This is a genomic window from Variovorax sp. P4_B11, assembly GCF_056402355.1.
Map to the genome: position 1 here is coordinate 1 of NZ_JBFUHO010000097.1, position 22095 is coordinate 22095.

The window sequence follows — 22095 nt, forward strand, 5'->3', positions numbered from 1 at the left end:
GAGCGGCCCCGCGCGGCATCAGCGCCGCGACCCCGAGCGCGCCGGCGAGCGCCATCAGGCCGAGCTGCAGCCACAGCCGCTCGGGTGCGATGCCCGCCGCGCCAGCGCGCCAGCCATGGAGGCCGGCGATCGCGATGCCCAGGCCCACCCCGGCATAGACGATGCCGGCGCCCCCGGGCCGGCCGAGGCGTGCGAGCCATGCCAGGCACCAGACGCTGGTGCTGACCAGCGCCCAGGCACTGGCGATGCCGGCCAGGCCGCGCAGCAGCAGCCAGGCCGCGAGCGAATCGACCAGGCCCATCGCCGCCGTGGACAGGACGATCAACGCCAGCGAAAGAAGCCCCGTGCGCTGCGGCGACAGCGGCAGCCGTGCCGCCGTGAGCGCGCCCAGCAGATAGCCCGCGTAGTTGGCCGCGGCGAGCCAGCCGCCGGCGGCGACGTCGACGCTGCCGGCGCGGATCATCAGCGGCAGCATGGGCGTGAAGGCGAAGCGCCCAATGCCCATCGCGATCGCCAGCGCCAGCAGGCCGGCGCCGCAGACCGCGAACAGCGAGGGCCGGGCGACGGTGATGGATGGGTTCGACATGGACCTTGATTGGACGCAAAATCGACAAGGTCCACAAATGAATTATTCAGAACATTCATTCTTTTTATGAGAACCATCGACCTCGACTCCCTGGAGATATTCCGCACCGTCGTGGCCGAGGGCGGCGTGATCCGGGCGGCCGACAAGCTCAACCGGGTGCAGTCCAACGTCACCACCCGCATCCAGCAACTGGAGGAGCGCCTGGGGCAGAAGCTGTTTCATCGCCAGGGCCGCTCGCTGGCGCTGGCGCCGGCCGGCCACAAGCTGCTGCCCTATGCCGAGCGACTGCTGCGGCTGGCCGACGAGGCCGAGAGCGAACTGCGCAGCGAGCTCCCGCTCGGCACCTTCCGCCTCGGTTCGCTCGAGAGCACGGCAGGCAGCCGGCTGGCGCCGGTGCTGTCGCGCTTCCACCGGCTCTACCCCGGGGTCGTGGTCGAACTGGCGACGGGCACCACCGGCGCCCTGCTGAAGCGGGTCAGGGCCTTCGAGCTGGAAGCCGCCTTCGTGTCGGAGCCCTTCTCGGCGCCGGAGCTGGAATCGATGGCGGCGTTCGACGAAGAACTGGTGCTGATCACGGCACGCAGCGTGGCCGCCGTCACTCGGCCGGGCGACCTGGCCGATGCGACCTTGATCGCCTTCGCGCCAGGTTGCTCGTACCGGCGGCTGCTCGAGCAATGGCTGGTCAAGGGCGGTGTCTCGGCCGCGCGCTCGCTGGAGTTTTCTTCCTACCAGGCGATGATCGCCTGCGTCGCTGCGGGCACGGGTTTCGCCATCGTGCCGGTGTCGGTGCTGAAGGCCCTGCGCGCCACCGCCGATGTGCGCCAGCACCCGCTGCCGGAACGCATCCGCGGCAATCGCACGCACCTGGTGTGGCGGGGCACGCCCTCGGTGGCGCTGGCGCGGCTGGTCGAGATGCTGCAGAAGCCCTGAGGCTGCGTCAGGCCTCTGCCACGCGCGCCGGCTCCGCACCCGCGATCTGCCGCAGCGCGCGCTCGAACACTTCCACCGGCTGGCCGCCCGAGATCAGGTGCCGGTCGTCGATGATGATCGCTGGCACCGAATGGATGCCGGCATCGGTGTACATGCGCTCGCGCTGGCGGGTCTCGGCGGCATAGTCGTCGCTCGCGAGAATGGCCCGCGCCCGCGCCGGGTCGAGGCCGGATTCGGCCGCCAGCCGCACCAGCACCTCGGGATCAGACGGGTTCTCGCCGTCGGTGTGGCAGGCCTTGAGCAGGGCTTTCTTGAGCGAGGCCTGCCGGTCCAGGCCTTCGAGCTCGGCCCAGTGCAGCAGCCGGTGGGCATCGAAGGTGTTGTACACCCGCGGCCGCCCGCCCTCGCTGAAGGCGAAGCCCACGGCCGCGCCGCGGGCACGGATCGCGGCGCGGGCCTGGGCCTGCTGTTCGCGGTTCGATCCGTATTTCTGGTTCAGGTGCTCGAAGGTGTCCTGGCCTTCGGGCGGCATCTGCGGATTGAGTTCGAAGGGCTGGAAGTGCAGTTCGGCCGTGACCTCGGGCGCCACCTTCTTCAGTGCCGCTTCGAGCGCGCCGAGGCCGACCGCGCACCAGGGGCAGGAGACGTCCGAAACGAAATCGATCTTGAGCCGGGAAGTCATCGTGAGAGGTCCGAGGAGGTTCGGGAAATGAAGCAGCACCGGATGATGGGGGCGACCGCGGATCTTTCAACCGCAGCGGACCGAATCCCCCACTGTCGTCGCAGTCGTCAGAGGCTGCGCCAGAAATCGATCAGCAGCTGGCTGAATTCCACCGGCCGCTCGACCGCGCTGAGGTGCGCGACGTCGACGGTGGCCAGGCGGGCGCCGGGAATCGCCGCCGCGATCGCCTGCGACATCGCCAGCGGCGTGGCCTCGTCCCGGGTTCCCGCGATCACCAGCGTCGGCACCGCGATGCGCCGGTTGCTGTCGCGAAAGTCGATCGCCGCCACGGCCTCGCAGCTCGCGATGTAGCCGGCCGCATCGGTGCACACCAGCGTGTCGTGCAGTTGCCGGGCCGCGGCTGCGCCCTCGGGCGTGGCGATGAATTCGGGCGTCAGCCAGCGCCCCACGGCGCCCGCCGCGATGGCCGCGACGCCCTGGGCCCGGACGGCCTCCACGCGGGCTCGCCAGGGCGCGGCGTCGGGATAGTGGGCCGATGAATTGGCGATCACCAGGGTCCGGAGCAACGCCGGATGACGCGCCGCCAGGGCCTGCGCGACCATGCCGCCCATCGACAGGCCGACGAAATGCACCGGCTCGCCCTCGGCCTCGCGCGCGATCAGTTCGGCCGCATCGTCCGCCAGGTCCTGCAGCGTGAGCGGCCCGGCCAGCCGCTCGGAGGCGCCGTGGTTGCGATGGTCGTAGCGCAGCACCGTGTGGGCGCGCGCCAGCAGCGACGCCACCGTGTCCCACATGCGGAGGTCGCCGCCGAGCGCATGGCTCAGCACGACGATCGGGCCACCGCCCTCGCGGACGACATTCAGACGGGTCATGGTGTTTCCTTTCGAGGATGGGCAGGCGGCAGGCGCGGCAGCCAGGCGAAGGCGATCAGCACCAGCACGGCGCCGGCCAAGGCCATCGGCAGCACCATCGGCCAGGCGCCATGGCTGAGCGCGGGGTCGACGAAGCCGGCGGCGACCTGGCCGACGGTGAACGCCACCGCCATCATCGCAAATCCGGACCACGACACCGCGCGGCCGGCCAGATGCGGCAGGTCGCCGACCGCGCCGGCCTGGCCGCAGGGCTGGTGGATGCCATGGCCGATGCAATAGATCGCATGGCCCAGCAGCAGCGGCCAGGCCGACATCGGCAACAGCCAGCAGCCCAGCGCCTGCACCAGCGGCCCGGCCAGGCTCAGCAGCGAACCGAGCTGGACGGTGCGCACCGCGCCCCGGCGGCGCAGCAGCCGGCGGCACAGCGTGGTGCTGAAGATGTAGACCAGCGAGCCGCCTGCCGGGATCCAGCCGTACCAGGCCGGCGAGAAGCCGAGCAGGCTGATGTAGACCATCGGCGACAGCAGCAGGAAGCAGAACAGCCCGCCGTAGGTCGTGGCAGCCAGCGAGGCCCAGGCGCGAAAGCTCGGGCTGGCGAACACCTCGCGCACGCTGCCTTTCGGAGCCGATGGGCCCGAACTGACGGCCCGCGTTTCAGCAAAGCCACGCCAGCACAGGAGCCAGAGCATGAGCGCATAGACGGCCATGCCGCCCAGCACCCAGCGCCAGCCCGCGGACTGCACCGCCCAGGCCCCCAGCAGCGGCGCCAGCAAGCCCACCACGCCGAGCCCGGTCAGGCCGCGGGCCATCACGTGCGGCCCCTCGTGGGCCGGATAGAGATCGCGCACCGCGGCCCGCGCGCAGACCAGGATGGCGGCCATCGAGAAGCCCTGCAGCGCGCGGCAGGCCACCAGCATCGGTATCCCGCTCGACAGCGCGCAGCCCAGCGCTGCCAGCGCATAGCAGCCGAGGCCGGCGAGCAGCACGGGCCGGCGCCCGACGCGGTCCGACAGCGGTCCGCAGGGCAACTGGCCGAAGCCGAAGGCCAGCACGAAGACCGTCAGGCTGGCGCTGGCCGACCCGAGCTCGCGGGCGATCGCCGGCAAGGCCGGCAGGTAGCTGTCGGTGGCCACCGGCTGCGCGGCCAGCAGCAGGGGCAGCAGCAGCGCGAACGAGAGGCCGCGCGGCGTGGCTGCGCCGCTCACCGGCGCGCGTCCGCGGGCCGGCCGTTGCCGCAGGGAAGGAAAGCGGCCTCGTCGAGGAGGGAGCGGACGGCGGCAGAAATCATCGTGCAATGTCGCAAGTGTCGGGTGGGGACCGAAGCGCCAGGACCTGGGCCAGCGCCAGCACGCCGGCCGGTCCGGCCAGCGCCGGGTCGAAGCAGCGGTCGGCCGCCTCGCGCGGCAGCTCGGCGCGCAGCCGATCGATATTGGAACGCATCCGGCCGGCGTCGACCTGCAGGCCGGGCAACGCCCCCGCAAGCGCGCGCACGCTGCCATGCGCCGACATCAGCAACAAAGGCCACTCGGCCAGCTCGGCCTGCCAGCCGCCCAGCGCGCATGCGTGCGCCTGAGGCATCGCGGCCAGCAGCGCCGCCACGCGCTGCGGGACACGCTGCGCGGCAGCGATCGCCACCATCGACGCCACCGGCTCGCGCCGATGCGCCAACGCCAGCCGCTCGCCGCTTCCGGACTCGCCAGGTTCCGCCACCTCACCGATCTCGTGCTGGCCCAGTCGCATGATGTCCTTCGCGATCTTGCCCAGGCTGCCAACCATCAGCCCGAGCTCGCAGCCGAGGCCGATCCACTCGTCTCGCTGGCCGTGCCAGGCGGCGCCGAGGTCGCGAAGCCCGAGCGCCTCGGCCATCTGCCGGCGCAGTTCGGCGCCCTGTCCCTGCATCCGGTCCAGCGTGCCGGCGGAACCGCCGAGCTGCACCTGCAGCCCTCGCCGCGCGGCCTCGGCCAGGCGCGTGCGGCAGCGCACCAGCGGCGCCGCCCATCCCACGCAAACGAGGCCGAAGCTGGTGACCGAAGCCGGCTGCATCGCCGTGCGCGCGAGCATCGGCGTCTCGGCGTGACGCTGCGCCAGCAGCAGCAGCGCCTGGACGACCTTCGCGAGATCGACTTCGATCAGTGCCAGGGCCTCCCGCGTGACCAGCGCCATCGCGGTGTCGACCAGGTCCTGGGAGCCGCAGCCGAAATGGACGAAGGGCACTGCGTCGGCATTGAAGAGGCCCACTGCCTCCTTGAGGCTGTGGACCAGCGGGTTCGCCACGCCGCCGCCCCGCCCGCCGTCGCGAAAGATCTTGGCGGCATCGAACAGCTCGACCTTGCAACTGCCCGCGATCGTCTGGGCGGCCGACTCCGGAATGATTCCGAGCCGCGCCTGGCATCGGGCCAGCGCCGCCTCGAAGCGCAGCATCGCGTCGACAAAGCTGCGCTCGCTGAAGACGGTCAGCATTTCGGAGGTGGAGAGGACGCCCTCGAAGAGGCTCACCGGGCTACCTCCAGAAACCGACCGATGCCAGGGATACCGCGGAACCGGCTTCGCCGGGCCGCTGGTATCGCCCCCTTGAGGGGGAGGCGCCGCAGGCGCTTCGGGGGTGTTTCATTTCAGTAAGCCAGCGTCGCGACGGCCCGCAGATCTTCCGGCGTGGCGCTGCCGAAGCCGAAGAACTCCAGGTACGCCGGGATCATCTCGAACAGCATGTCGGTGCCGACCTGCACCGCGCAGCCCTTGTCGCGCGCCGCGCGCAGCAACGGCGTGTATTCGCTCTTCATCACCACCTCGCCAACGAAGGTGCCGGGCGCGATGCGCGCGATGTCGAAAGGCAGCGGGTCGCCCTCCTTCATGCCCAGCGGCGTGGCATTGACCACCAGGTCGAATCCGGCCGGGTCATTGGAACCGGTCGTCACCGCAAGCTTCGGATAGTGCGCGCGCAGGCGCCCGGCGAGCGCCTCCGCAGACGTGGCGCTGGTGTCGTAGAGCGCCACCTCGGCCACGCCAGCCGCGGCCAGCGAGGCGGCGATCGCGGAGCCGACACCGCCGCTGCCCGACACCAGCACCCGCGCACCGTCCAGCGCACGGCCCTTGCGCTGCACGCCGCGCACGAAGCCGGCACCGTCGAACTGGTCGCCGAGCAGCGTGCCATCGGGCCGCTTGAGAATTGCGTTGCAGGCGCCGGCGATCTTCGCGGTCGGCGTCGACTCGTCGACCAGCGACAGGGTCGTGATCTTGTGCGGCATGGTGACCAGCGCACCGCGAATGTTCGTCAGCTTGAACAGCGAGGCCAGCACAGCGGGGTAGTCCGCGGCCTGGACGCCCATCGGCATCACCACGGCATCGATGCCCTGCTGGTCGAACCAGGGGTTGTAGATCATCGGCGCCTTGAAGCTCTCGGTCGGGTAGCCCAGGTGGGCGATCAGGGTGGTCTTGCCGGAAATCATGGCTGTGTCTTCCTTGGGGAGGCCGGCGGAACGCCGGCCACATGCGATTCGCTGATCCAGCGTGCGCTCGTCATCGCGCGCTGGCCGATGACCATCGGGTCCGAGTTGACGTAGTCGTCGTTGAAGACCTCGAAGGTGTAATGGCCGCGGTAGCCCTTGTCCTCGAGCAGCTGCACCAGGTCGCGCACGTCGTGCAGCCCCTCGCCCGGGAACAGGCGCTGGTGGCGCGCCAGTTCGATCATGTCGGCCTGGCGGTCGCTGTACTCGAAGAAGTAGTCGGCCAGCTGCACCAGGAAGATCTTCTCGACCGGCACCTCGGCCAGCTGCGCCAGCATCTCGGGCCCGTCGTCGCCGTGCACCGACATGTGGAAGAAGTCGAGGTTGAGCCCGACGTTCTCACGGTCGCAGCGGCGCACGATGTCCCAGGCCTGGTGCCAGCGCTTGGTATGGCGGCCCCAGGAGAGCGCCTCGTAGCAGATGCGGATGCCCAGCGGCGTGGCCAGCGTGGCGAGGGTGCGCAGGTCTTCCGCGGCGCGCTCCGGATCGTCGATCGCCAGCGGCGAGGTGGTCGAGCAGCACAGCAGCAGGTCGGTGTCGACCAGCGACATCTGGCGCAGTTGCTCGCGCGCCATCTCGAGCCGGTGCGGACGCATCGCGTCGGGCGCGCATTCGAAGTCGCGCAGCGGCTGGAAGTCGGTCACCTTGAGGCCGCTCTGCTTGACCAGCTGCGCTGCCTTCTCGACCCCGGCCGGATGGTTGATCAGGTCGCGCGCCCACAGCTCGACACCTGCGAAGCCGGCGGCCTTCATGCATTCGAGCTTGTGGCCGAGCTCACCGCCCATGGTGACGGTGTTGAAGCCGAAACGGTCGAGAGCGATGGCCATGGAACGTCCGAAGGGTGAGGAATGAAAGAGCCGGCGCTCAGGCCACGCTGGACGAGTGGTAGCGCAGCGGGTTGCGGATCTCGCCCGCCATCGCTTCCGGATAGATCAATTCGCGCAGGAAGTCGGCGTCCCGGCGCAGTGCCTTGGCGGCCTCGGGGTGGCCGAAGAAGTCGAAGTAGTGGGGCATCTGCTGCACCAGCATCTCGAAGCCGGCCTGCGCATTGAGGCCGCGCTCGCGCGCGGCGCGCACCAGCGGCGTCGGCTGGTTGCGCAGCAGGATGTCGAACAGCGCCGCGTGCGGCTCCATGCGCGCCACGTCGACCGGCAGCGCATCCTCGGGCTTGAGCCCGAGCGAGGTGGCGTTGACCACCAGGTCGTAGCCGGCCGGGTCGCTGCTGTCGACCGCGACCGCGGTGGCATCGAAGAAGGCGTCGAGCTGGGCCGCGACGCCGGCGGCCTTGCCGGCCGCGATGTCATGGAAGGCAATGTGCTCGGCGCCGTTGACCGTGCCGCCTTCGGCCAGCGCGACGCCGATCGCCGCCGCGCTGACGCCGGCACCGAGGATCAGCACGCGCTTGCCGCGGAACGGGATGTTGTAGTGGTCGAGCGCGCCCAGCAGGCCCTCGCCGTCGAACAGGTCGCCCTCGAGCTCGCCGTTGGCGATGCGCCGCACCACGTTGACCGAGCCGGCCACGCGGCCGAACAGGCCGCAGCCGTCGAGCAGGTCGACCAGCAGCGGCTTGTGCGGCGGCGCGATCGCCATGCCGCGCACGTTCCCGGCCAGGAAGGCGGCCTTGACGAAGACCGCGAGGTCGCGCTTGGCCACCTGCATCGGCACCATCACGGCATCGATGCCGCAGCGCTCGAAGACCGCGTTGAACATGCGCGGAAGGCGCACGTTGGTGACCGGGTCTCCGGGAAGCAGGTAGACGGAGGTGCTGCCGACGATGGAGGGGAACATGGGTGGGTGTCTCGCTTCAAGTTGTTCAACTATCGCGCGATTTCGAAGAAGCGGCGCTAATGTAGGCCGCCCGTGGTCATTGCGGATCATCAACAATCATCAAGAAATTCGATGATCGAACAAGATTGATCGATAATCGATCGATTTCAGGGTTTCCCCGCAAAAGACGCCATGACAGCAGAAGACGCCCCCGTCCCCCCCGGACTCGACAAGCGCGACTGGATCGCCGGCCTGGAGCGCGGCGTGGCCGTCATCGAGGCCTTCGACGATGCCCATCCGCGCCTGACCGCCAGCGAGGCCGGCCAGCGCACCGGCATGACCCGCACCGCGGCACGCCGCTACCTGCTCACGCTGCAGCACATGGGCTACGTGGCCGGCGACGGCAAGCTGTTCTGGCTGACGCCGAGGGTGCTGCGGCTGGGGCAGTCCTACCTGGAATCGGCGCGGCTGCCGCGCATCGTCCAGCCCTTCCTGCAGCGGGTCGCGGCCGGCACCCACGAGATCGCCTACCTCAGCGTGATGGACGGCGACGAGGTGGTCTACATCGCGCGCAACGGGCCGAACCGCAGCATGAGCACCGGCTACGTGCTGGGTGCGCGCGTGCCGGCGCAGGTCACGGCCTCGGGCATGCTGATGCTGGCGCTGCGCAGCGACGAGGAGCGGGCCCACTGGCTGGACACCCACGAGCTCGCGGTCTTCACGCCGCACACCATCGCCAGCAAGGAGCGCATGAAGCTGGAGCTGGCACGCATCCGGGCCCAGGGCTGGGCGCTGTCGGAGCAGCAGCTGGACCTCAACTCGCGCGGCATCGCGGTGCCGCTGCGCGACCGCCACGGCGATCTCGTGGGAGCGCTCAACATCACGATGCCGATGGGCCACGAGGCCAGCGAGGACGCCGTGGCCCGCGTGCTGCCGGTGCTGCGCGAGACCGCCCAGGCGATGCGCGGATTGATATGACCCCCACGCTCCCCCACTGCGTGTGGCCGCTGCCCCCCGAGGGGGCCGCAGGCCGCCTTGGGGCGGCCCGGCGCCGGCCTGGGTCGCCCCCATGCGCCCCGAGGGGGGGCAGGTCGCGGCGCAGCCTTCAGGCCGCCGCCCGCGCCAGCTTGGCGTCCGACAGGGTCTGGGCACGCATGCGCTCGTAGTCCTGCTTCGGCACCGGCACCGCGTCCGGATTGCCGAGGTCGTTCATGTGGACCCGGTAGGTCTCCCGTGCGCTCAGCACGGCCAGCGCCGAGATGACGGTGATGCCGAAGGTCAGCGCACCGATGGTCAGCGGGATGTTGGCCGCGCCGGGAGGCGCCACGGCGACGAACAGCGCCGGCAGCAGGGCGGTGATGGTGGTGCCGACGTTCTGCGAGATGGCCATCGCCGAGCAGCGCGTGCGGGTCGGGAACAGCTCCGGGTAGAAGCTCGGGAAGACCGCGTTGTAGCCCTGGTAGACCACGCCCCACATCAAGAGCGACATTCCGATCGCCAGCGGCACGCTGTGGATGCTGATGGCGTAGAGATAGCCGAAGGACAGCAGGCCGGCACCGAGCGCGCCGATCACGATCGGCGGCTTGCGGCCGACCTTGTCCGACAGGTTGCCGACGAAGGGGATCACGATCACGGCCAGGATGTTGCCGAGCACCGGGATCCACAGGTAGACGTCCTTCTGGAAGCCGATGCCGTAGGCCGGCTGCACCGCGTAGGCGGCACCGAACACCGTGGCCACCACCGGGATCACGTTCATCAGCGCCGCGCAGACCACGCGCAGCATGTCGCGCCAGCTGTTCGTGAAGGCCTGGATGATCGGCGCCTTCGGAACCGCATGCTGCTTGTCGACCTCGGCGAAGGCCGGGGTCTCATCGACTTTGCGGCGGATGATGTAGCCGGCCACGATCACGATGAAGCTCAGCAGGAACGGGATCCGCCAGCCCCACGACAGGAAGGCGTCCTCGGGCATGTAGTGCGCGAGCGGCAGGAACACCGCGGCGGCCATGATCTGGCCGGCCTGCACGCCCTGCAGGCTGAAGCTGGCGAAGAAGCCGCGGCGGCCGAAGGGCGCGTGCTCGAGGATCATCGAGCTGGCCCCGGCGATCTCGCCGGCGACCGCGAAGCCCTGGATCAGGCGCAGCACCACCAGCAGGGCCGGTGCCAGCAGGCCGACCTGGCTGTAGGTCGGCAGCAGCCCGACCGCGATGGTGGAGAAGCCCATGAGGAACATGCACGTCAGCAGCACGTTCTTGCGGCCGCGGGTGTCGCCCCAGTGGCCGAGGACGAAGGCACCGATCGGCCGTGCCACGTAGCCGACGCCGTAGGTGGCGAGCGAGGCGATGATCGCGATCCGCGGATTGCCCGACGGGAAGAAGATCTGCGGGAAGATCAGCGAGGCTGCGGTGGCGTAGATGAAGAAGTCGTAGTACTCCAGCGCCGAGCCGATCCAGCCGCTGGCGGCGGCCTTCCTGGACTGGTGCCTGCCTTGAGGCTCGTGGGCCTTCGGGTTGCTGCTCATTTGTCTCTCCTTGGATGCGGGTTTCGCAGGGTGGATATGCATGCTGTTCTTCACAGCCGGTGGCGACTGTGAGCCCGCTCAGGGTTCTCCACAACGCCGGAGACGCACGATGCGAACGATGATCGATCGCGTCCGTGCACCATACGCACGAAAACCGGGTTTCCCCCGATCATGACACCCAGCGACGCCCCGCCTCCCATCGACCGCAAGCTGCTCATCGAAGGCCTCGGAAAAGGCCTGCGCGTGATCGAAGCCTTCTCGGACGACCGTCCCCGCCTCACGGCCACCGAGGCCGGGGAGCGCGCGGGCCTGACCCGCACGGCTGCACGGCGCTACCTGCTGAGCCTGGTGCACTACGGCTATGCCGCCACCGACGGCAAATACTACTGGTTGCTGCCGCGCGTGCTCCGGCTCGGCCAGGCTTTCATGGAGGGGGCGCGGGTTCCGCGCATCGCGCAACCCTTCATCCAGCGAGCCTCGATGCAGTGCGGCGAGACGCTGAACGTCGGGACGCTGGACGGCCACGAGGTCGTCTACCTGTCCCGCAGCAATTCGCCGCGCGTGGTGTCGATCGGATTCCATCCCGGTGCGCGGGTGCCGGCGCACGTGGTGTCGCAGGGCCTGGCGATCCTGTCGACCTTCGACGATGCGGCACTGGACGCCTGGCTCGCGGCACACGACTTCTCGAGCTTCACCGGCTTCACGGAAGTCGACCCGGCCGCCTTCCGCGACAAGGTCCTGACCGCCCGCCGGCTCGGCTACTGGCTGGTCGATCAGTACCTCGACATCGGCCTCTGCGGCCTGGCCCTGCCCTTGAAGGACCGCAGGGGCCGGTGCCAATACGCGTTGAGCGTGACCGTGCAACGGCCCGCATACCCGGACGAGAAGATCGTGGAAAAGCTGCTGCCCGTGTTGCGCGAAGTGGCCGAGTCGCTGCGGCCGATAATCTAGGGAACTCCCGCGCCGCAAGCTGTAATCTCGCCGCTCTGCCCCAACTCATCGAGGACCCCCATGTTCGTTGTCTGCGGCGAAGCCCTGATGGATGTCTACACGGGCGAAGCCACCCCCACCGGGCTCGCGCTCGACGCCCGCATCGGCGGTTCGCCGCTCAACGTGGCGCAGGGGCTGGCCCGGCTCGGGCGGCCGGTGGCCTTCCTGGCCGGCCTGTCGACCGACGCCTTCGGCGAACGGCTGCTGGCCTCGCTGGCGGCCGAAGGGGTCGACACCTCGCTGGTCGTGCGCAGCGACGCGCCCAGCACGCTCAGCGTGGTCAGTGTCGACGCCCGCGGCGTGCCGCGCTATGCCTTCCACGGCACCGGCGCGGCCGACCGGCAGCTCAGCGCCGACACGCTGCCTGCCCTGCCGCCGGCGGTTCGCGTGCTGCAGTTCGGCTCCTATGCGCTGGCGGTGGAGCCGGTCGGCAGCGCGCTGCGCGCGCTCGCCACCCGTGAACGCGAGCGGCGGCTGATCGCCTACGACCCCAACGTGCGGCTCAATGTCGAGCCCGACGTCGGGCACTGGCGCGCGCTGGTCGAGCAGATGGTGTCGATCGCGCACCTGGTCAAGGTCAGCGACGAGGACCTGGGCCTGCTCTATCCGGCCGAAGCGCCCGAGCAGGTCGCGGCGCGCTGGCTGGCGCAGGGCGCGGCGCTGGTCGCGGTGACCCGCGGCGGCCACGGGGCCAGCGCCTGGACCCGCGCTGCGCAGGCCGACGTGCCGACGCCGCAGGTGAAGGTGATCGACACGGTTGGTGCCGGCGACACCTTCCAGGCCGCGCTGCTGACCTGGCTCGACGAGCACGATGCGCTGACGCCCGAGGCGCTCGCGGCACTGGACGCCGACGCGCTCGGCGCCCTGCTCGGCTTTGCCGCGAAGGCCGCGGCGATCACCTGCTCGCGCCGCGGCGCGGACATGCCGCGGCGAGCCGAATTGGACTGAGCGGCTGCCGGGGCCCGGCACCCGGCGCGCGTCAGGCCCCCGCCGCCAGCCGCTGGGCACGCCAGGCGCAGCCGCTCGCGACCGCCGCCATGGCCGTCGCCACGCCGAACATCGCCACGTAGCCGAAGCGCTGCGCGATGGCGCCGCCGGCCAGCACGCCGAGCACGCCGCCGAAGCCATAGCCGATCACCGTGAACAGCGCCTGGCCGCGCCCGCGCAGCCGGCCGGGAAAGTGGCGCGACACCATCGCGATGCAGGTCGTGTGGTGGGCCGCGAAGGACAGCGCGTGCAGCGCCTGCGCGAGCACCAGCGCCCAGACCCACTGGCCGCAGCCGGCCGTGATGCCCATGCGCAGCACGGCCGCGAAGCCGCACAGCAGCAGCCAGCGCGGCATCGACAGCAGGCCGATCAAGCGCCCCTGCAGGAAGAACCAGACGATCTCGGCCACCACCGACAGCGCCCACAGGAGGCCGATCGTGCCCTTGCCGTAGCCCAGAGAATCGAGGTACAGCGAAAGGAAGCCGTAGACCGCGAAGTGCGCCATCACGTGGAAGAACAGCGAGACGAAGAACCAGCGCACCACAGGATTGCGCAGCACCGGGCCGACCGGCTCCCTGGCCTGCGCGTGGTGCGCCACCGGCTCGCGCACGTCCGGCAGCCGCAGGGTCGCGACCAGCACGATCGCCAGGGTACCGCCGGCCCAGGCCGGAAAGTGCCGCATGCCGAAGCGCTCGAACCATTCGCCGGCGAAGAACACGGTGACCAGGAATCCCGCCGAGCCCCAGAGCCGGATGCGCCCGTAGCGGCCCCAGTCACCCGCCACCAGGTGCGCCATCGCGGCCTCGGTCAGCGACATCATCGAGCTGGTGTGCGTGAACATCACGAGCAGCACCACCATCAGCCACCACGGGCCGCCGTTCCACCACAGGCCGAACGAGGAGACCAGCGCCACAGCGGCACTGAAGCGCAGCAGCTTCACGCGCTCGCCCGTGTGGTCGCTGAGGGCACCCCAGGCATAGGGCGCGAAGACGCGGGTCACCGACTGCACCGAGGTCAGCAGGCTGATCACGAAGATCGGCAGCCCGAGGTCCTTGAGCCACAGCGGCAAGTACGGGTTGAAGAAGCCGATGTGGGCGAAGTAGCTCGCCGACAGCGCCGCGAAGGCCAGCAGGTGGCCGCGGCCTCCCGCGGCAGGCGGCGCCACTAGAGGAACGACGCCTGCGGCGACGCAAGCTCCGAGCCACCGGCCGGCAGCTCGGGCGCGTTCACGTCGCCGCACTGCGCGCGATTGCGCAGCGCATGCTCCATCACGACCAGCGCCAGCATCGCCTCCGCGATCGGCGTCGCCCGGATGCCGACGCAGGGGTCGTGCCGGCCCTTGGTCACGACCTCGACCGGCTGGTTGTTGACGTCGATCGACTGGCGCGGGCTGATGATCGAGCTGGTCGGCTTGATCGCGATGCTGACCTCGAGGTCCTGCCCGGTGCTGATGCCGCCGAGCACGCCACCGGCATTGTTGCTCTCGAAGCCCTGTGGGGTGATCGAGTCGCCGTGGGTGGTGCCGCGCTGCGTGACGCTGGCGAAACCGGCGCCGATCTCGACGCCCTTGACCGCGTTGATGCCCATCATCGCCCAGGCGATGTCGGCGTCCATCTTGTCGAACAGCGGCTCGCCGAGCCCGACCGGCACTCTCGACGCCGTGACGCGGATGCGGGCGCCGCAGGAATCGCCGGCCTTGCGCAGCGCGTCCATGTAGGCCTCGAGCTGCGAGACGTCGGCCACCGGCGCGAAGAAGGGGTTGTTCGGCACGTGCTCCCAGCTCTCGAAGGGAATCGCGATGTCGCCGATCTGCGCCATGCAGCCGCGAAACCGGGTGCCGTACCTCTCGAACAACCACTTCTTGGCGACCGCGCCGGCCGCGACCATCGGGGCCGTCAGGCGGGCCGAGGACCGGCCGCCGCCGCGCGGATCGCGGATGCCGTATTTCTTCCAGTAGGTGAAGTCGGCATGGCCGGGGCGGAACTGCTGCGCGATCTGGCCGTAGTCCTTGCTGCGCTGGTCGGTGTTCTGGATCAGCAGGGCGATCGGCGTGCCGGTGGTCTTGCCTTGATACACGCCGCTGAGGATCTGCACCGCGTCGGGCTCGTTGCGCTGTGTCACGTGGCGGCTGGTGCCGGGGCGGCGGCGGTCGAGGTCGCCCTGGATGTCGGCCTCGCTCAGCGCCATGCCGGGCGGGCAGCCGTCGATGACGCAGCCGATCGCCGGGCCGTGGGATTCACCGAAGTTGGTGACAGCGAAAAGGGTGCCGAAGGTGTTGCCGCTCATGCGGGGGATTATCCCAACAAAGTCGCAGGCCCTAGTTGCGCAGCTCGACCCTCCAGCGGCCGGCCGCGATCGGCCCGATCAGGAAGAAGGGCAGGTCCGCATTCCATTGCCCGTGCTTCACCAGCGCGCTGTACTCGCACACGCTGGCGCCCTGCTCGTCGCGCAACGACCAGCCCTGCCGCTCGCCGTCGGCCTTCGCACTCCGGCCGCGGATGCCCTGGAAGCTGGCATTGCTGCCGACGTGGAAACGCTCGGTCTGCCAGCGGACCGGCGGGTGGGCCGGGAAAGGCCGGGCCCCATGGAAGTCGAACAGCTCGTCGTGGTTCAGCACGCTCTGGCGCAAGGTCGGCCAGACCCACTCGCGCAGGAAGATCTGGTCGGCGAAACGGGTCAGGTCGCTTTGCCGCGCCAACCAGGCCTGCATGGCCGGCTTCAGCGGCGGCAGCGCACCGCCGCAACCGCCCCACAGTCCGGCCAGGATCAACTCGGTGTGGGTGAAATAGTCGCGCATGTGATGGAACCAGTGTTCGCTGCGCAGCCATTCCGCGACCGCCGCCTGCTCGCGCTCGGACAGCAGCGAGTCGGCGTCGCGGATCAGGAAGCGCGCCACGCCAGGGTCGTCGACGACCAGGAAGCGCCACATCAGCGGATGCACGCCGTCGCGCGCCGGGCCGCTCATGTCGATCAACTGCGCGCCCGCCTCATCGAGCCGGCGGCGAACACCCGCCGGCACCGAGTCGTCGAGATAGATGCGGCAGCGCCAGTGCGGAAACAGTTCGGCCGCGGTCCGCACGTTCATGACCGCCGACTCCCCATAGCGCGGACTGTCGCCGAACAGCGTGAAGGCGATGACGTTGCGCTCGGGATGGCCCGGATCGAAAGGCGGGGGTGGGCCCGGAATGGCCGCCGCAGGCCCCTGCCCGAGGCGCGCGTCGGCCAGGGTCAGGGACTGCTTCCCGTAGCGCCGCACGTCGTCCGGCCGCTGCAGCCAGCCGCAGACCTCGGCCAGCCCGTCCAGCCAGGTCGCGCCGGGCTTCGGCTGGCCGGCCGCCGCCTCGTAGACGCGCAGGTAGACCTCGTGGGCCTGCGCGTGGCGTCCCTGCCGCATCAGGGCGAAGGCGTAGTCGGCCATCACGCCAGGGTGCTTCGGCTGGATCTTGAGCGCCGCCTCCGCCGCCTGCGTGGCGGCCAGGTAGTCCCCGCGCTGCGTGGCTTCGGTGAAGCGCTGCGCCAGCAATTCGAATTGGCGCGCCGCAGAGAGCGCCGCGGGGCGCGAAGCGGGTCGATGGACGGGTTTCCTGGAGGCCATGGGCATCGATCCGGAAGGCCGGAACGTCAAAACGGCGCACTCTAGCAGCCGAAAGATGGCCTCGGCACCGCCGAGGCGAGAAAGGGAAATCGCCTGCAGCGAAGACAGCTTCGTCGACGCGGAAATGCCGGCATGCGGCCATTTCCGGTGCCTGCTTCAACGCACCGCTTCAGCGCCTGCGGCTCGCGACAACCACACGGCGGCCTCCTGCATCGGTGCAGGCGACAGCTCGCAGCGGACGATGCGGCCCTGCTTCGTGCGGGACATCAGGCCGGCCTCCTCGAGCACGCGCAGGTGCTTCATGAAACCGGTCAGCGACATGCCGTGCGGCTCGGCGAGTTCGCTGACCGAGCGACCGCCGCCCTGCCCGAGCCGCTCCAGCACGTCGCGCCGCGTGGCATCGGACAGTGCCGAGAAGACGGCATCGAGGGCAGCAGCATCAGAGTGAACCATATGGTTTAGTTTCGAAGCCGGCCGGCCGCTTGTCAAGCCACACCGGGAATGGTTTATGCGTGCTGCGGCGCAGCATCGAAACCCCTCCGAAGGAGCACGCCCATGCTGGACCGTACCGATACGAAGTTCTCCCACGTCAAACCCGGCGACACCGACTACGTTTCCGGCGGCTTGCGCGATTTCTTCCTGTACCGTGACCTCGGCGTGGCCGAAGCCACCAACGGCAAAGTGATCGCGCACCTCGTCAAGGCCAACATGGCACCGGAAGCGGGCACCGGCTGGCACCGCCACGAGGCGGATTTCCAGATCGTCTACATGCTCAAGGGCTGGGCCCGCTTCATGTACGAGGACAAGGAGACGCTGGTGTCGGCAGGCGACGTGGTCCACCAGCGTCCGGGTATTCGCCATTACCTGTTCGACTACTCGCCCGACATGGAATACCTGGAGATCGTCTCGCCGGCCGACTTCAAGAGCATCGATGTCGAGCCGGCCTGCGAGGTTCCTCCGCCGACGCCGTGGGGGTAGGGCTCGCCCCCAGGTTGGCTCACTGCGTGTAGCCGCCCACCCCCTACCGGGGGCAACACCAGCGGCCTGGCAAAGCCAGTTCCGCGGTGTTTCACCAACAGGCCTGGCTGCGCCGGCCAGGGTAACCGGCCGTGGCTGTGCTTCGGCTGCGCGCAGCGCGCCCGTTCGTGGGCAGTCGCGGAACCGGCTTCGCCGGGCCGCTGACTGCGCCCCCGGCAGGGGGTGGGCGGCTACACGCAGTGAGCCCAACCTGGGGGCGAGCCATGATTTTTCAGTCATTCTTGAAGCTTCAGCAATTCGGCCTGAAAATCGGCCGATGCCCAAAGACACCCTGCCCGCTCTCAGCCGCGAATTCGTCGCCCACTTCGGAGAGATGGGCAGCAAATGGGGCATCAACCGCACGGTCGGCCAGATCTATGCGCTGATCTTCATCTCGGAGCGCGCGCTCAATGCCGACGAGATCGCCGAGATGCTCGAGTTCTCGCGCTCCAACGTGAGCATGGGCCTGAAGGAGCTGCAGGCCTGGCGGCTGGTACGGCTGCGCCACCACGCGGGCGACCGGCGCGAATACTTCGAGGCGCCCTCCGATGTCTGGGAGATCTTCCGCGTGCTGGCCGAGGAGCGCCGTCGGCGCGAGATCGAGCCGACGCTGTCGATGCTGCGCATGGCGCTGCTCGAAGAACCCAAGACCGACGCCGAGCGCCATGCCCAGCAGCGCATGCGCGAGATGCACGACCTGATCGACCGGCTCATGACCTGGTTCGACGATGTCCAGCGCCTGGCGCCCGAGACCGCCATGCAACTGATGGGCATGGGCGCCACAGTGACCAAGGTGCTCGGCCTCAAGGACCGCCTGACCGGCGCCGCCAAGCCCCGCCCCACCCCAAAGGAATAGCCGGCAAGCGAAGCGAAGCCCGTTCGTGAAACACCGCGGAACTGGCTTTGCCAGGCCGCTGGTGTTGCCCCCGGCAGGGGGTGGGCGCCCGACACGAAGTGCCGGGCAACCTGGGGGCGAGCTACGGTTTGTCGAGCTTGTCGTGCCGGATGGCCTCGTCGTCCATCAGCTCGTACCACATCGCGTTCAGCACCGCGAAGGTCGCGGCGAGCGGCAGTCCCAGGATCCAGGCGAAGTACCACATGATCGGATTCCTCCATCGCAGTTAATAGGCGTGGCCGCGCTCTTCGCTGATCGCGGTGGCGTCGACCTTGCCGCGCAGCACGCTGTAGATCCAGCTCGTGTAGGCCACGATGAGCGGGATGAAGATGGCCGTGACCACCAGCATGATGAACAGCGTCAGGTGGCTGGACGACGAGTCGAACACCGTGAGGCTGGCACGCGGGTCGATCGACGACGGCAGGATGAACGGGAACATCGAGACGCCGACGCTCAGGATGATGCCGGCGATCGACAGGGCACTGGCCAGCAGCGTCAGCAGATCGGCCCGCATGCGCAGGCCCAGCAGCGCCAGCAGCGCGCCGGCCAGTCCCAGCCCCGGCACGACGTAGAGCCACGGATGCGCCTCATAGTTGGCGAACCAGGCGCTCGAATGCATCTCGACCGTCTTGAGCAAGGGGTTCGACGGTCCGTCGGCCGGCAACGCGCTGGTCACGCGGTAGCCGTCGACGAACTTCCACAACAGCACGCCGGCCAGCGCATACAACACCATCGTCGCGACCGCCGCCACGCTGCCGTAGGCCCGCGCGCGCTGGGCCACGGCACCCTGCGTCTTCAGCTGCAGCCAGGCGGCACCGTGCATCGCGAGCATCGCCACCGACACCAGCCCGCAGAGCAGCGCGAACGGATTGAGCAGGCCGAAGAACGAACCGTCGTAGAAGATGTGCATGTCGGCGCCGAAGCGGAACGGCACGCCGCGCAGCACGTTGCCCATCGCGACGCCGAAGATCAGCGAGGGCACGAAGCCGCCGATGAACAGCGCCCAGTCCCAGCGCGCGCGCCAGCTCGGCTCGTCGCGCTTGCCGCGGAATTTGAAAGCCACCGGCCGCACGATCAAGGCCACCAGGATCGCGAACATCGCCAGGTAGAAGCCCGAGAACGACACCGCATAGAGCTGCGGCCAGGCCGCGAAGATCGCGCCACCGCCGAGGATCAGCCAGACCTGATTGCCTTCCCAGACCGGTCCGACGCTGTTGATGATCACGCGGCGCTCGAGGTCGGTGCGGCCGGCAAAGGGCAGCAGCATGCCGGACCCCAGGTCGAAGCCGTCGGTGACGGCGAAGCCGATCAGCAGCACGCCGAGCAGCAGCCACCAGATGACTCGCAGGACTTCGTAAGAAAGCAGTGTGTGGAGAATCATGGTCAGGCTCCCAGGGAGGTGCGCGGCAGGCCCGCGATTTCAGGATCGGCCTCGGCGCGATAGACGCTGGGCGGCGGCACCGGATGCTCGGCCGGCCCCTTGCGGATCGCCTTCAGCATCAGCTTCATTTCGATCACGAACAGCACCGTGTAGATCGCCACGAAGCCGACGATGGTGCCGAGCACGGTCGCCGCGCCGAGGTTCGACACCGCCACCGCGGTCGGCAGCACGCCTTCGATCACCCAGGGCTGGCGGCCGACCTCGGCCACGATCCAGCCCATCTCGGCGGCGACCCACGGCAGCGGGATCGAGAACACGGCCACCTTGAGCAGCCAGGGATGCGCATCGAGCCGGCGCCGCGTCGACAGAACGAAGAAGGTGGCGGTCAGCACGATGAAGAACATGCCGAGTCCGACCATGATGCGGAACGACCAGTAGAGCGAGAACACCGGCGGCACCAGGTCCCACGAGGCCTTGCTGATCTGCTCGGGCGTTGCCTGGCGCGGATCGTCGACGTAGCGCTTGAGCAGCAGCGCGTAGCCCATGAAGTTGCCGTGGGCCTCGAAGTCGGCGCGCGCCTGCGGCGGGATCTCGGCATCGCTCTTGGCCTGACGGATCGTCTGCAGCGCGTCGTAGGCCTTGATGCCGTCGCGGATGTGGTCCTCGGCACGGGCGACCAGGTCCTCGATGCCGGGCACCTCGGTGGTCAGCGAGCGCGTGCCGATCAGGCCCAGCAGCATCGGGATGTGGACCGCGAAGTGGGTCTCGCGGGTGCGCTGGTCGGGGAAGCCGAAGGCGGTGAAGGCGGCCGGCGCCGGCTCGGTCTTCCACATGGCTTCGATCGAGGCGACCTTCATCTTCTGGTGTTCGGTCGACAGGTAGCCGCTCTCGTCGCCCAGCACCACCACCGACAGCGCGGCCGCGAGGCCGAAGGAGGCGGCGACGGTCATCGAGCGCTTGGCGAGCGCGAGGTGGCGGCCCTTCAGCACGTACCAGGCCGAGACGCCGAGCACGAAGATGGCCGCCACGGTGTAGCCGGCCGACACCGTGTGCACGAACTTCGCCTGCGCCACCGGGTTGGTCAGCACGGCGCCGAAGTCGGTCACCTCCATGCGCATGGTCTGCGGATTGAAGGCCGCGCCCACCGGGTTTTGCATCCAGCCGTTGGCGATCAGGATCCACAGCGCCGAGAAGTTGGAACCGATCGCGACCAGCCAGGTGACGATCAGGTGCGCCACCTTGGACAGCCTGTCCCAGCCGAAGAAGAACAGGCCGACGAAGCTGGCTTCGAGGAAGAAGGCCATCAGCCCCTCGATCGCCAAGGGTGCGCCGAAGACGTCGCCCACATAGTGGCTGTAGTAGCTCCAGTTCATGCCGAACTGGAACTCCATCACGATACCGGTGGCCACGCCCATCGCGAAGTTGATGCCGAACAGCACGCCCCAGAACTTCGTCATGTCGCGCCAGATGGTCCGGCCGGTCATCACGTAGACGGTTTCCATGATCGCGATGACCACGGCCAGCCCGATGGTCAGCGGGACGAACAGGAAGTGATACAGCGCTGTCAGGGCGAACTGCAATCGGGAGAGGGCAACGATGTCGAGGTCCATGGGGTTCCTTTCGCGTTCTTGTCGGTCGTTTCTCAGTCCGGGCGCAACGCCCTCAGCGCCGCATCGAAGGCTGCCGTGCCACGCCGCAGATCGGCCGTGATGCGGCCGTCGCGCATCGCCAGCAGCCGGTCGGCCAGCGCCGCCTCGCGCTGCAGGTGGGTCGCGACCAGCAGCGTGCGGCCCGCCGCCTGGCCAGCGAGGCGCTGCAATACATCGTGGGCGGTTGCAGTGTCCAGGGCTTCGGTGGGTTCGTCCAGTAGCCAGATGGGCACGTCGCGCAGCAGCAGCCGCGCCAGGGCCAGCCGGCGCGACTGCCCGCCCGACAGGCCCAGGCCGCCTTCGCCCAGCGCGGTGTCGAGTCCCGCGGCCATGGCGCGCACCTCCTGCGCGAGGCCGGCGGCCTGCAGGACGGCCCAGAGCCGGGCATCGTCGGCCGCCGGATCGGCCAGCAGGAGGTTGTCGCGCAGGCTGTCCTGGAACAGCTCGGTGCGCTGCGTCAGCAGGCAGTGCGGCGCGCTGCGCAGCGCGCCGGCGCTGGCCGCGAGTTCACCCGCGAGCACGGCGAGCAGGGTCGACTTGCCGGCGCCGCTGGGCCCGACCAGCGCCACCTTTTCGCCGGCGGCCAGGTCCAGCGAGACGCCATGCAGCGCGGGCGCGCGACGGCCGGGATGGGCCGCGCCGACATCCCTGAGGCGAAGCGCCAGACCCGGCGCCAGCGGCGCGGCCGGCGACACGGGCGCGGCCGGCGCGACGGGCAGGCGC

Annotated in this window: 22 protein-coding genes and 1 pseudogene; 6 read left to right on the forward strand and 17 right to left on the reverse strand. The window is 69.5% G+C overall.

Annotation, left to right across the window (positions count from 1 at the left end; translation table 11 throughout):
• Positions 1 to 586 (reverse strand): YbfB/YjiJ family MFS transporter (locus tag AC1DYD_RS38905; RefSeq protein WP_478178065.1); only part of this gene is annotated, 586 nt, incomplete at its 3' end.
• Positions 587 to 652: 66 nt separating this feature from the next.
• Between AC1DYD_RS38905 and AC1DYD_RS38910 the strand changes: the two genes are divergently transcribed.
• Entirely contained in the window at positions 653 to 1516 is an 864-nt protein-coding gene (locus AC1DYD_RS38910; protein WP_478178066.1) for a LysR family transcriptional regulator, read from the forward strand.
• A gap of 7 nt (positions 1517 to 1523) precedes the next feature.
• On the opposite strand, the gene AC1DYD_RS38915 is transcribed toward AC1DYD_RS38910, so the two are convergent.
• From AC1DYD_RS38915 to AC1DYD_RS38945, 7 genes are all read right to left on the reverse strand, one after another.
• The gene (locus AC1DYD_RS38915) at positions 1524 to 2198 is read right to left on the reverse strand and encodes a DsbA family oxidoreductase (protein WP_478178067.1); all 675 of its coding nucleotides are present in this window, start codon (positions 2196 to 2198) and stop codon (positions 1524 to 1526) included.
• A gap of 107 nt (positions 2199 to 2305) precedes the next feature.
• A complete protein-coding gene (locus tag AC1DYD_RS38920; protein ID WP_478178068.1) occupies positions 2306 to 3070 on the reverse strand; it encodes an alpha/beta fold hydrolase in 765 nt (254 codons plus the stop codon).
• Positions 3067 to 4275, reverse strand: coding sequence for an MFS transporter (locus AC1DYD_RS38925; protein WP_478178069.1), 1209 nt, complete (start codon positions 4273 to 4275; stop codon positions 3067 to 3069). Before AC1DYD_RS38925 ends, AC1DYD_RS38920 begins: the two co-directional genes overlap by 4 nt.
• Positions 4276 to 4354: 79 nt before the next feature.
• Positions 4355 to 5566: a lyase family protein gene (locus AC1DYD_RS38930; protein ID WP_478178070.1), complete on the reverse strand. Its 1212-nt coding sequence runs from the start codon at positions 5564 to 5566 to the stop codon at positions 4355 to 4357.
• A 116-nt stretch (positions 5567 to 5682) separates the two neighbouring features.
• Complete coding sequence (locus tag AC1DYD_RS38935) at positions 5683 to 6516, reverse strand: shikimate dehydrogenase family protein (RefSeq protein WP_478178071.1); 834 nt, start codon at positions 6514 to 6516, stop codon at positions 5683 to 5685.
• On the reverse strand, positions 6513 to 7400 hold the full coding sequence (locus tag AC1DYD_RS38940) for a sugar phosphate isomerase/epimerase family protein (protein WP_478178072.1): 888 nt from the start codon (positions 7398 to 7400) through the stop codon (positions 6513 to 6515). Before AC1DYD_RS38940 ends, AC1DYD_RS38935 begins: the two co-directional genes overlap by 4 nt.
• Before the next feature lie 37 nt (positions 7401 to 7437).
• Positions 7438 to 8361 carry a shikimate dehydrogenase family protein gene (locus tag AC1DYD_RS38945; RefSeq protein WP_478178073.1) on the reverse strand — a complete coding sequence of 308 codons (924 nt, stop codon included), beginning with the start codon at positions 8359 to 8361 and terminating at the stop codon, positions 7438 to 7440.
• A 171-nt stretch (positions 8362 to 8532) separates the two neighbouring features.
• On the opposite strand from AC1DYD_RS38945, the gene AC1DYD_RS38950 reads away from it, so the two are divergent.
• Positions 8533 to 9318, forward strand: a complete 786-nt coding sequence (locus AC1DYD_RS38950) for an IclR family transcriptional regulator domain-containing protein (RefSeq protein WP_478178074.1) — start codon at positions 8533 to 8535, stop codon at positions 9316 to 9318.
• 127 nt (positions 9319 to 9445) lie between these two features.
• Here AC1DYD_RS38950 and AC1DYD_RS38955 read toward each other — a convergent pair whose 3' ends face one another.
• Positions 9446 to 10858: an MFS transporter gene (locus AC1DYD_RS38955; RefSeq protein ID WP_478178075.1), complete on the reverse strand. Its 1413-nt coding sequence runs from the start codon at positions 10856 to 10858 to the stop codon at positions 9446 to 9448.
• Between the two features lie 171 nt (positions 10859 to 11029).
• Between AC1DYD_RS38955 and AC1DYD_RS38960 the strand changes: the two genes are divergently transcribed.
• On the forward strand, positions 11030 to 11809 hold the full coding sequence (locus AC1DYD_RS38960) for an IclR family transcriptional regulator domain-containing protein (RefSeq protein ID WP_478178076.1): 780 nt from the start codon (positions 11030 to 11032) through the stop codon (positions 11807 to 11809).
• A 60-nt stretch (positions 11810 to 11869) separates the two neighbouring features.
• Positions 11870 to 12796 carry a carbohydrate kinase family protein gene (locus AC1DYD_RS38965; protein ID WP_478178077.1) on the forward strand — a complete coding sequence of 309 codons (927 nt, stop codon included), beginning with the start codon at positions 11870 to 11872 and terminating at the stop codon, positions 12794 to 12796.
• A 31-nt stretch (positions 12797 to 12827) separates the two neighbouring features.
• Here the strand turns inward: AC1DYD_RS38965 and AC1DYD_RS38970 are convergent, their stop codons facing one another.
• The 4 genes and pseudogenes from AC1DYD_RS38970 to AC1DYD_RS38985 form a co-directional block, all read right to left on the reverse strand.
• Positions 12828 to 14000 (reverse strand): MFS transporter, encoded by a 1173-nt coding sequence (locus AC1DYD_RS38970; protein WP_478178078.1) that lies wholly within the window; start codon positions 13998 to 14000, stop codon positions 12828 to 12830.
• On the reverse strand, positions 14000 to 15121 hold the full coding sequence (aroC, locus tag AC1DYD_RS38975; protein WP_478178079.1) for a chorismate synthase: 1122 nt from the start codon (positions 15119 to 15121) through the stop codon (positions 14000 to 14002). Before aroC ends, AC1DYD_RS38970 begins: the two co-directional genes overlap by 1 nt.
• A 31-nt stretch (positions 15122 to 15152) precedes the next feature.
• Positions 15153 to 16430: a tetratricopeptide repeat protein gene (locus tag AC1DYD_RS38980; RefSeq protein WP_478178080.1), complete on the reverse strand. Its 1278-nt coding sequence runs from the start codon at positions 16428 to 16430 to the stop codon at positions 15153 to 15155.
• Positions 16431 to 16613: 183 nt separating this feature from the next.
• A pseudogene (locus AC1DYD_RS38985) lies at positions 16614 to 16883 on the reverse strand (ArsR/SmtB family transcription factor); the annotation flags it as partial.
• A gap of 102 nt (positions 16884 to 16985) precedes the next feature.
• On the opposite strand from AC1DYD_RS38985, the gene AC1DYD_RS38990 reads away from it, so the two are divergent.
• Positions 16986 to 17408, forward strand: coding sequence for a cupin domain-containing protein (locus AC1DYD_RS38990; protein ID WP_478178081.1), 423 nt, complete (start codon positions 16986 to 16988; stop codon positions 17406 to 17408).
• Between the two features lie 316 nt (positions 17409 to 17724).
• The gene (locus AC1DYD_RS38995) at positions 17725 to 18303 is read left to right on the forward strand and encodes a GbsR/MarR family transcriptional regulator (RefSeq protein WP_478178082.1); all 579 of its coding nucleotides are present in this window, start codon (positions 17725 to 17727) and stop codon (positions 18301 to 18303) included.
• A 121-nt stretch (positions 18304 to 18424) separates the two neighbouring features.
• Here AC1DYD_RS38995 and cydX read toward each other — a convergent pair whose 3' ends face one another.
• From cydX to AC1DYD_RS39015, 4 genes are all read right to left on the reverse strand, one after another.
• The gene (gene cydX, locus AC1DYD_RS39000; protein WP_286367183.1) at positions 18425 to 18547 is read right to left on the reverse strand and encodes a cytochrome bd-I oxidase subunit CydX; all 123 of its coding nucleotides are present in this window, start codon (positions 18545 to 18547) and stop codon (positions 18425 to 18427) included.
• A gap of 21 nt (positions 18548 to 18568) precedes the next feature.
• Complete coding sequence (gene cydB / locus AC1DYD_RS39005; RefSeq protein WP_478178083.1) at positions 18569 to 19723, reverse strand: cytochrome d ubiquinol oxidase subunit II; 1155 nt, start codon at positions 19721 to 19723, stop codon at positions 18569 to 18571.
• A 2-nt stretch (positions 19724 to 19725) separates the two neighbouring features.
• Complete coding sequence (locus AC1DYD_RS39010; RefSeq protein ID WP_478178084.1) at positions 19726 to 21333, reverse strand: cytochrome ubiquinol oxidase subunit I; 1608 nt, start codon at positions 21331 to 21333, stop codon at positions 19726 to 19728.
• A 32-nt stretch (positions 21334 to 21365) separates the two neighbouring features.
• The coding region (locus tag AC1DYD_RS39015; RefSeq protein WP_478178085.1) for an ATP-binding cassette domain-containing protein at positions 21366 to 22095 on the reverse strand (730 nt) is incomplete at its 5' end.